The 8,995-nt window shown below is 54.9% G+C and carries 12 protein-coding genes; 4 read left to right on the forward strand and 8 right to left on the reverse strand.

The window, feature by feature from the left end; all coding sequences use genetic code 11:
• Window positions 1-87: 87 nt before the first annotated feature.
• The 4 genes from KHA84_RS09910 to KHA84_RS09925 all read right to left on the reverse strand — a co-directional run bounded on the left by KHA84_RS09910 (window position 88) and on the right by KHA84_RS09925 (window position 2,190).
• A complete protein-coding gene (locus KHA84_RS09910) occupies window positions 88-474 on the reverse strand; it encodes a transcriptional regulator (protein WP_213423359.1) in 387 nt (128 codons plus the stop codon).
• Between the two features lie 52 nt (window positions 475-526).
• Window positions 527-1,288: an enoyl-CoA hydratase/isomerase family protein gene (locus tag KHA84_RS09915; protein ID WP_213423360.1), complete on the reverse strand. Its 762-nt coding sequence runs from the start codon at window positions 1,286-1,288 to the stop codon at window positions 527-529.
• Window positions 1,289-1,455: 167 nt separating this feature from the next.
• Window positions 1,456-1,629: a 50S ribosomal protein L32 gene (gene rpmF / locus KHA84_RS09920; RefSeq protein WP_213423361.1), complete on the reverse strand. Its 174-nt coding sequence runs from the start codon at window positions 1,627-1,629 to the stop codon at window positions 1,456-1,458.
• 21 nt (window positions 1,630-1,650) lie between these two features.
• Window positions 1,651-2,190, reverse strand: a complete 540-nt coding sequence (locus tag KHA84_RS09925) for a YceD family protein (protein WP_213423362.1) — start codon at window positions 2,188-2,190, stop codon at window positions 1,651-1,653.
• A gap of 157 nt (window positions 2,191-2,347) precedes the next feature.
• Here KHA84_RS09925 and KHA84_RS09930 point away from each other — a divergent pair, with 157 nt between their 5' ends.
• On the forward strand, window positions 2,348-3,556 hold the full coding sequence (locus tag KHA84_RS09930; RefSeq protein ID WP_236823223.1) for a nucleotidyltransferase: 1,209 nt from the start codon (window positions 2,348-2,350) through the stop codon (window positions 3,554-3,556).
• Between the two features lie 3 nt (window positions 3,557-3,559).
• On the opposite strand, the gene KHA84_RS09935 is transcribed toward KHA84_RS09930, so the two are convergent.
• The gene (locus KHA84_RS09935) at window positions 3,560-4,612 is read right to left on the reverse strand and encodes a SepM family pheromone-processing serine protease (protein ID WP_236823224.1); all 1,053 of its coding nucleotides are present in this window, start codon (window positions 4,610-4,612) and stop codon (window positions 3,560-3,562) included.
• A gap of 96 nt (window positions 4,613-4,708) precedes the next feature.
• On the opposite strand from KHA84_RS09935, the gene KHA84_RS09940 reads away from it, so the two are divergent.
• Entirely contained in the window at window positions 4,709-5,602 is an 894-nt protein-coding gene (locus tag KHA84_RS09940; RefSeq protein WP_213423364.1) for a hypothetical protein, read from the forward strand.
• A gap of 58 nt (window positions 5,603-5,660) precedes the next feature.
• On the opposite strand, the gene coaD is transcribed toward KHA84_RS09940, so the two are convergent.
• Both coaD and rsmD read right to left on the reverse strand, forming a co-directional pair.
• Window positions 5,661-6,158 carry a pantetheine-phosphate adenylyltransferase gene (coaD, locus tag KHA84_RS09945; RefSeq protein WP_213423365.1) on the reverse strand — a complete coding sequence of 166 codons (498 nt, stop codon included), beginning with the start codon at window positions 6,156-6,158 and terminating at the stop codon, window positions 5,661-5,663.
• Window positions 6,151-6,810, reverse strand: coding sequence for a 16S rRNA (guanine(966)-N(2))-methyltransferase RsmD (gene rsmD, locus KHA84_RS09950; RefSeq protein ID WP_336511130.1), 660 nt, complete (start codon window positions 6,808-6,810; stop codon window positions 6,151-6,153). The genes coaD and rsmD overlap by 8 nt, the downstream gene beginning before the upstream one ends.
• Here rsmD and KHA84_RS09955 point away from each other — a divergent pair.
• Window positions 6,801-7,184, forward strand: a complete 384-nt coding sequence (locus KHA84_RS09955) for a DUF7147 family protein (RefSeq protein WP_213423367.1) — start codon at window positions 6,801-6,803, stop codon at window positions 7,182-7,184. The two genes, rsmD and KHA84_RS09955, sit on opposite strands and share 10 nt — an antisense overlap.
• Window position 7,185: 1 nt before the next feature.
• Here KHA84_RS09955 and KHA84_RS09960 read toward each other — a convergent pair whose 3' ends face one another.
• The gene (locus KHA84_RS09960; RefSeq protein WP_213423384.1) at window positions 7,186-7,458 is read right to left on the reverse strand and encodes a YlbG family protein; all 273 of its coding nucleotides are present in this window, start codon (window positions 7,456-7,458) and stop codon (window positions 7,186-7,188) included.
• A gap of 130 nt (window positions 7,459-7,588) precedes the next feature.
• Between KHA84_RS09960 and KHA84_RS09965 the strand changes: the two genes are divergently transcribed.
• Complete coding sequence (locus KHA84_RS09965; protein WP_213423368.1) at window positions 7,589-8,527, forward strand: glycerophosphodiester phosphodiesterase family protein; 939 nt, start codon at window positions 7,589-7,591, stop codon at window positions 8,525-8,527.
• The last annotated feature ends 468 nt before the right edge of the window (window positions 8,528-8,995 follow it).

Below are 8,995 nucleotides of genomic sequence, written 5' to 3' on the forward strand. Positions count from 1 at the left end.
TCAGTCTATATGAAAGCTGAAACCGTTTTCAAGTCTAATTAGAAAAACTTGCAAAAAGAAAAGCAGAACCGGTTGGCGGTCCTGCGGTCATCTTTCCTGTTTCTCAATGAACGTGACTCCTTTGGAAAGCCAGGCCAGGAGCTTGTGATGCTCGCGGGCAAGCGCTTCATGCTCTTTTTTCAACCGCATGTAGGACTCGGATAATTCATCGAACCCGCTCATCGCCTGTTTCAGATGAGACTTCAGATGATGCTCGGGCTTTTTTTGAGCGGCTTCAAGCTCAGCCGAATGGATTTTGCGGAGTGTCTTGTTCCATCTGAATCCGCAAGCCTGCTTGGTCCGGCCAAGCTTCTCGGCCGCATCGGCAAATGCCCCCAGCTGTGTTCCGCCATTTTTCACTGCATCGATCACCGTATCGGCGAGGATGCGGTCATCTTCCGGTGTCCACCGGTCTTTTCTTGTATTTTCCTTCACCTCTACCACCCCCGTTTGGGAAACTATATGCGGTGGAGAGAAAAAATAGACTTCATTTTTTCTTGTTGAGGAAACGGTCGACAGCTTCATGATGGACATCCGCAGCCCACAACTTGGCGCATAAGGCGACTTCTTCCCGGATCTGCTCCGGAAGCCCTGCTGCAAGGAGGCGCCGAACAGCCGCTTGTTTGTAGGCGCGGTGGACCGATGGATGCACGCGTTCCATCGGATCCGTGAAGCGGTCCACCGCCTCAAATTTATCCCCTGTGAACAGTTCGGTAGCCCAGCCGGACTCAAGCAGTTCTTGGGCTTCCTTCAGCCTGGCTTCCGTCAGCATCCTGAGCGCCTTGTCGTGCCCCCCTGACTTGTGGAGCAGGTGGGACGCCCCGCCCCACCCGGTCGTAATCGCAAGTGTCCCCTGAATAAATCCGCACTTCACTTCTTCACGGACAAGCCTGAAATCACAGGCGGTGGCGATTTCGCAGCCGCCTCCGACGGCATGGCCGTCGATCAGCGCGATGACCGGGACGGGCAACAAAGCCATCCGGAGCAGGATCTCCGCCATCTTACCGAGCATCGGTGCAGCATCCTCTTCCGTACGGAGCTTGTGGAACTCCGACAGGTCACCGCCCGAACAGAAGGCCGATTGCCCCTCACCCGTGATGATGAAATACCGGAGAGATTCATCCTCCCTGGCAGCCTCGACCGCTGCCGACAATCCGTCCATCACCTTTTCATTGATTGCGTTTCTCTTTTCCGGGCGGTCAATCGTGAAGACCGCTCCACTTCCCCTTTTCTCAAACCTGTAAGCCATTCCCGAATCCTCCTTTAAATTGCATACTTTCTTAAGCCTATCACTCCGTAGTTCCCTATTGCGTATTTTTTCCACTCAAGCAGATTTCCGCTCCGAACGGCCATGGAACAATTTTTGCAATAAAAAAAAGACCGGAATCGGGTTCCGGCCGTCGCGCTCGTCTCTGATTACTCGGAGATGACTTGTTTACCTTTGTATTCACCGCAATTTTTGCAAACACGGTGAGCGAGTTTCATCTCGCCGCAGTTATCGCAAGCGACCATGCCTGGCACTTGGAGCTTGAAGTGCGTGCGGCGCTGACGCTTTACAGCTTTGGAAGTTCTTCTCTTAGGTACTGCCATGCGGGGCACCTCCTTACGGTTCTATTCGTCCTTTGAATCCTTGCCCTGCTGGTCGAAAAGCTTGGCCAGCCCGGCAAGTCTTGGATCCACTTTCGGCTTTTCTTCTTCACGCTTGGCGGCGAATTCCTCTTCGGATGAGAAGGCCCATCCTTTTCCTTCCCGTGAAGGTGCCGCTTCCTCCCCGATCACTTGGATCGGGATTTCGAGCAGGACCAGCTCTTCGAAGACCGGCGTCGGGTCCACCACTTCTCCCGTCACCTCGTGAACGGCGTCATCGTCCGGGTCGGCATAGCCTTCCCAGACAAATTGTTCATCTGTCACGATTTCAAACGGGTATTCGATATCATCCCAGGTCCTTGCCTCGGGGAGCGTCATCGTTCCCTCCAGCTTGAAGCGGCAAGTCATATGGCCGTTGCCGACGGAGCATGTGCCCGTCACACGGACCGGTCCGATTGCCCGGATTTCCGGGTCGCGCTTCAGGACACCGGAAAGGTCAGTGGTGCCGTCCACCGGCATGGAATCTTGCCGGAATTGATTTAATTGCCGGATGGTCCATTTCATCAGGAATCACCTCAAGACAACAGAATTGATTATAGTATGTCCAAAACGTGATGTCAAGATTATTTCTTGTCACCCGCGGATGCCCTTGCCGCCTATATTTTTCATCCCGGCCACGCTATAATGTCGTTAATCCGATTGTATCAGAGGAGTGAGCAGGATGAAAGCCGCAGGCGTCGTCGTCGAATATAACCCGCTTCATAACGGGCATATCCACCACCTGAAGGAAACCCGCAGGCTCACAGGAGCCGATGTCGTCATCGCCGTCATGAGCGGCAACTTTCTCCAGCGGGGAGAGCCGGCTTTTATCGATAAGTGGTCCCGGGCGGAACTGGCTCTCCGCTCAGGGGCCGACATTGTGTTTGAGCTTCCGTACCGGTTCGCCGTGGCACAGGCGTCTGAGTTTGCCGAAGGCGCAATCGGCATTTTGGCGGCTGCCCGCTGCCGCATGTTTTGCTTCGGGTCGGAAGACGGGCGGATTGAACCTTTTTTAAATACACTGCGCCTGCTGGAGGACGGGGAGACGGGCTACGAGGGGGAAGTCCGCAGGCTCATGAAGACAGGGATCAGCTATCCGGCGGCTTTAAGCAGCGCTTACCGGACCGTTGCAGATGCTTCGGCAGACACCGGCCCGCTTGCGGACCTCACGAAACCGAACAACATTCTCGGCTTCCATTATATGAAAGCCGCCCGCTCGATCAATCCGGAAATGGCCGCTTTCACCATCGGGAGGACGGGAACCGGCTATCATGATCTTGGGGCCGATCCGGACAGCGGGATCATGAGCGCAACGGCCATCAGGAAAGCGGTCAGGACGGAAGGAATCACCGGTGAAGTTCGGCGCGCCATCCCGGTCCACACTGCAGACGCCCTTGAGCGGTTCAGAGAGGCGTATGGCGGGTTCGGCGGCTGGGACCGCTTCTGGCCAGTTCTCCGCCCTCTCATCCTCCGTGACGGTGCCTTACGGCTAAAGGAGATCGCGGAGATGACAGAAGGGCTTGAGCACCGGATTGCCCGGGCTGCACTTGAAGCTTCTGCTTTCACGGAATTCATGGAGACGGTCAAGACGAAACGGTACACATGGACACGGATCCAGAGAACGCTTACCCATGTACTTTGCGGGATGGACAAAAACGATTTCGGCCGGCTCCGCCACCCCCGCTATCTCAGGCTTCTCGGGATGACGGCAGCCGGCCGCACGTATCTGAACCGATACAGAGATGAATTCGGAATTCCGCTGGTATCCCGGGCCGCTTCATTGGATGATCCAATGCTCAAAATGGATATCCGGGCAGCCGACCTATATGCAGTCGGCACCGGGGACAGGCCCGGAAAGGACTTCCGAACACCGCCCATCATGGCCGATTAGGAGTCAGTCAGGCTTCGGGTCCACCTCCTCCAAATAATCAAGGGCATCATCAATCGTCTTTACCGGCACGATTTTCATATCCGTGCCGATTTTTTCTGCCGTTTTTGCGGCGATTTCGTAATTCGACCGGATCCCGGGAATGCGTTCTTTCATTTCTGCAGTAATTTCATCATCCGGCGCGAAAAAGATTTCAATCCCTTCCCGGTCGGCAGCCATCACCTTGAAATCGATGCCGCCGATCCGGCCGACCGTGCCGTCTTCATTGATCTCTCCTGTACCGGCGATCCGGTAACCTCTGGTGAGATCCTCATCCAACAGCTGATTCATAATCTCAAGCGTGAACATGAGCCCTGCGGAAGGGCCGCCGATATCCTCCGTTTCGATCTCGACTCCCGGATCGGTTTCGATGGTGCGCTTGGCGGCATAGCTCACGCCGAGCCCTTTCCTTCCCCCGGCACCCGGAATGGTGCCGAGGGAGATTTCTTTGGTGATCTCTTCTTCATCCCGGACCACTGTGAGGCGGACCGTGTCACCTTCTGGCAGTGAGGCAACTGTTTCTGCAAAGGCTTCCGCCGAATCAACCGGTTGTTCCCCCATCCTGGTGATCAGGTCGCCCGCCTCCAGGACGCCGTCTGCCGAACTTCCTTCCACTACGTCCAGGACGAGCACTCCTGCGGTCTCCAGCGACACGGGCTTGCCTGCCCGGTTGTAGGCCACGTAGATTGCATTAATCTGTGAATCCTCCATCAACTGCATTTGACGGAGGTTATATTCTTCCTCGGTCTCTCCGTCCCTTCGGACCTGTCCGGCTTTCATGATTTTACGGCTGTCCATCAAGCTGGAAAACGCATAGGTGAGCGGGGTCGCCTTTGAGAGGGCAATTGTCATCAGACTCAAGGAACCTTCATCATCCAAATCGCCGCCCTTCACTTCCACGAGAGGCGACAGTTCATACGCGCCGCCCGGCTTCTGGATGTACATATCCAGCGGCAGGAGCGCTGCTGCCGCGAAAATCAGCAGCACAGCCGTAAGCGCAATCCTTTTTATATTGTTCAAAACCGATCCCTCCAAAATAGCCCCGTTCATGCCGGCATATACATAGTGTAGCACCGGCGATGGGCGCATTCAAAAACGAGGGAGTCGATTATTTTCGTGTATACCGTCATCATCTGGTGCCTCATCGCACTGTTTCTCCTCCAGCCGGGCCTTGCGCGGGAAGGGGCCGTATTCGGCATTGAACTGTTTTCGGAAGCGCTGCTTCCCTATCTGCTTCCTTACCTGATCCTGACACAATGGCTGCTCCGCCTGCCCGGAAAAGAGCCGAAAAGACGGACAGGCACCTACTGGAAAACATACTTGCTGGGAGCGTTCGGCGGCTTTCCTGTAGGGGCGGTTTCCGTATCCCACCAAGTTAGGGACGGGCGCCTGACAAAGCGGGAAGGCGCTTTGCTGACAGCGATCTGCCACGCCCCCAGTTCCATGCTGCTGATCGGCTATGTAGGCAATGAGCTGTTCGGGCGCGCCTCGGTAGGCTGGCTGCTAATGGCAGTTATCCACGGGCTCAACCTTATTTTTCTCCTGATTCTTTCAGTCCGTTCGTCCATTCATCCGGAACGTCCGCCGGTTTCGTCAGACATACCGAAAAGGAAAACCGGCTCCCCGCTCACCGAAAGCCTGAAGGACAGTTCCCAGACCATTGTCCTTGTCGCGACAACCGTCGTCTTCTTTTCCGCCGTCGGGACCGTGGCGGCAGACCTGCTGTCCAGACTGAGCCCGCTGGATGCACAAACAGCAGGCATGGCGGTCTTTCCGCTGTTTGAAATGACTGCGGGCCTTCAGACGGCGTATGATCTGTTCTCCGGGATGGAACTTCATGCAGCGCTGACTGCACTTATCCTGTCCATGAACGGGCTCAGCATCCATCTTCAGGTCGCAGTCATCGCCAGAGGAGCAGGTATCCCGATGCGTTGGTATGCCGCAGCACGTCTGGCGCACATGATCATCGTCCCCCCGGTATTCATGCTGCTTCTATCATTCTTGACTTAACCGAAAAAGCGTCGGAAAGCCTATTGGGCTTCCCGGACGCTTTTTTGGCAATATCCCCTCATTGCCGGATTTCTTTGATATTGTATTTTTCCCTGAGTGCCTGCTCGACAACGGGCGGTACAAGATCCGAGGTATCCGCCCCGTATTTGGCCACTTCCTTGACGATGCTGGAACTGAGAAATGAATACTGGTTATTCGTCATCATGAAAAAGGTCTCGATCTCTTCTTCAAGCACCCGGTTCATCGAGGTGATCTGCATTTCGTATTCAAAGTCAGAAATTGCACGAAGGCCCCGGACTATGGCGGTGGCGCCGATCCCTTTCGCATAATCGACCAGCAGGCCGGAATACGACTCGACTTTTACATTATCGATGTCCGCGGTCGCCCTGCGGATGAGCTCAATCCGTTCTTCCACCGTAAACAGAGGATTTTTGGATGAGTTATTCAGCACACACACCCGGATTTCCCCAAAGACACGCGACGCGCGCCTGATAATGTCCAGGTGGCCGTTGGTTACCGGATCGAAGCTTCCCGGCACTACCCCCATTTTACCCATTTGTCTCCCCCTCGCCGGCAGCTTGCCGATAAATTGAAATTACCGTGCCGCCATATACAGATTCTTTATCTTTCCTGAATTCCCCGAAGCTGTCCGGCAGAGGCACCGACCGATCATGTTCGCAGACGATCATGCCCACGCTGCTGATGAGGCCCGCCCCCGCCAGGTCCCCGGCCAGCTTGTAATATGTATCCCGCGCATATGGCGGATCCAGGAAGACCATATCAAATGGCTCACCTTTGGAGATGATGCGGCGGACAGCCTGCCGGGCGTCCGCACGGATCAGTTCCACCCTGTCATCATACCGGCACTTGCCAATATTCTCAATGATTGCCGACTGGGCCCGCCGGTCCTTTTCGACCAGGACCGCATATTCCATCCCCCGGCTGAGCGCCTCAAGTGCCAGCCCGCCGCTTCCCGCGAACAGGTCCAGCACGCGGCCGCCATCAAAGTACGGTCCGATCATATTAAACACGGATTCTTTGACCTTATCCGATGTCGGCCTCGTATCCGTCCCGGATGCCGATTTAAGCTGCAGGCCCCTGCGTTCTCCGGAAATGATTCTCATCTTTTCACCTTCCTGTTTTGCGCTATTCCCCGCCCTGCCGGTATGATAGGATGAGCAGAGAAAGGAGGAGCCGCATGAATACACAACGCTTTATCGAACTGGGCGAAGGACTCGGTGATGTTTTTGAACTGTGCGAACTGATCCGAACAAATTCCGGCCGCATTCACCGGGCGTTCATCTTCACGGCCGGGGAAAGCGGTGTCCTGTCTTTGGCCGTGGCTCTTGACCCCGCCGGAGAGGGCAGCTTCATGCCGATCTACATCTCCCGGGAAGGCATCCGGAGCGGCGGCCAAGAAAGCGCCCGTGTCGCCCGCTTCAGGGAAGCCGCAGCAGAAGCCGGCGCTACTCCCGTCACAGTGGAAGTGCGCCCTTCCAAAGACTTTTCCGACCGCGATCAGTACTACCGGCACATCACCGGCATCCTTCGGCTCAATCATCTGATTCCGCCGCTCCGATAAATCAGAGGCCGCCCTTGTAGTCATACTCCTTGGCTTTATCAGGCTTTGCGTTCTCGAATTCCGTTTTGATGAACGGCTTCATCGAGAGCTGGACCGAACGAACGTATTGGAGTTTCTCAAGTTTTTTTGCCGTTTCTTCTGCATCCTCAAGATCGCAGTAAAGTACGGCATACTTCATCCGCTTGGAAATATATTGGACATGCCCATATTTCCTGAGCGCCTTCACCTGCTTCAGATGGTGAAGGTGGACGACGATTCCGCGCCGCTCAATCATGATCATCCCTACTTTCCTACCATACAGAATACCATAAGCCGGAAAAACACGGCAACCGGACGAAGAATGACACGGCAGCCGGTTTCTTTTATACTGAACTTAGTTTTCTCGTATACAGGGAGGGGTCCGCATGACAAAGAAAAGAAAAGTTGCCCTTACGGTTGCAGCGGCCGGTGCCGCCGCATGGGCCGGTTCAAAAATCTTATCAAAGCCCGAAGGCCGGACATTCGTCCCTGCACTGGATTATGACGTACCGATCATTCTCGCTCACCGCGGCGGAGCCGGGCTTGCACCTGAAAATACGATGGCCGCCTTTGAGCATGCAGCCGGCCTCGGTGTGCACGGGTTTGAAATCGATGTCCACCTCTCCAAAGATGAAGAAGTGATTGTTTTCCATGATGAGACGCTTGAACGGACAACCAATCTCACCGGCCGTCCGGGTGACTATACGCTGGCCGAACTGATGGAAGCGGATTTTGGTTTTCGCCATGCGGGCCAAGACGGTTCATACCCGTTCAGGGGAAAGGCCGGCGGGGCCGTTTCTCTCCGGAGACTTCTTGAAGATTTCCCTCATATGCTGGTCAATATTGACATGAAAGATGCTCCTGATACATACGAAGGGGGCTTGCTGCCTTCAAAGCTCTGGCGGGTCATCGAGGAAGCGGACGCACGCCACAGGGTGGTCGTAACCAGTTTCCATGACAGCCAGATTGACCGGTTCAATCTATATGCCAGAAATCAGATTGCCCTCGGTGCCGGCGAACAGGAAGTCAGGCGCGCTTATCTCGCGTTTGCGAGCGGCTTCGGTCACCTATATCAGCCAAGGGCCGATGTATTCCAGATTCCGGTCCGGTCCGGCATGTTCCCTCTTGACCTCCCTCCATTCATCCGTTTTCTCGGGCGCCTCAATATCCCCGTCCATTATTGGACGATCAATGACCGTCCGGCCATGGAGCGGCTGATCGCAGCCGGAGCCCAGGGCATCATCACGGACCGCCCGGACCTCGCTGCTGGCCTTGCAGGCGGACCGGAAGATGAAATGGGGGGTTCACCGGAAGACCTGGAGTAGACTTACTCTGGGATTGAAATCAAATGTGCCAGTAGTATCTCCTCTCACTGCAGACAGTGCCTTGTCTGCAGTTTTTTTCTGGAATTATCGTCCCTATGACCGTTTGATTTCGTTATTCGTCTATTTTCATCATTGGTCAGGAAAGTTCTGACATTCAAATCCGGGCGGAGGTCGAATGATCAAATCGGGACAATGAATGATGAAACCGAAGTAAAGTAAAAAGGAGATGCCCGGACGGCATCTCAGACTGTAGACAAATCGGACCCAGAAGAAATCTTTCTGGGTCCGATTTGTTATCTTTATAGGATTTGGCAAGTGCTTTGCACTTTAAATCGACCTAGAGCGACCGGCCGTCAGGCCGGTTCCGGTGACTCCCACGTCCAGCAGGCCAATCTCTTCAGATTCAGAGCAGGAAAAGTAAGCATCGCCTGCATGGACATTTTTGCCTTCCCGCGAAGGGTTGTCCAT

It is taken from the genome of Bhargavaea massiliensis (assembly GCF_018390575.1).
Lineage (GTDB): Bacteria > Bacillota > Bacilli > Bacillales_A > Planococcaceae > Bhargavaea > Bhargavaea massiliensis.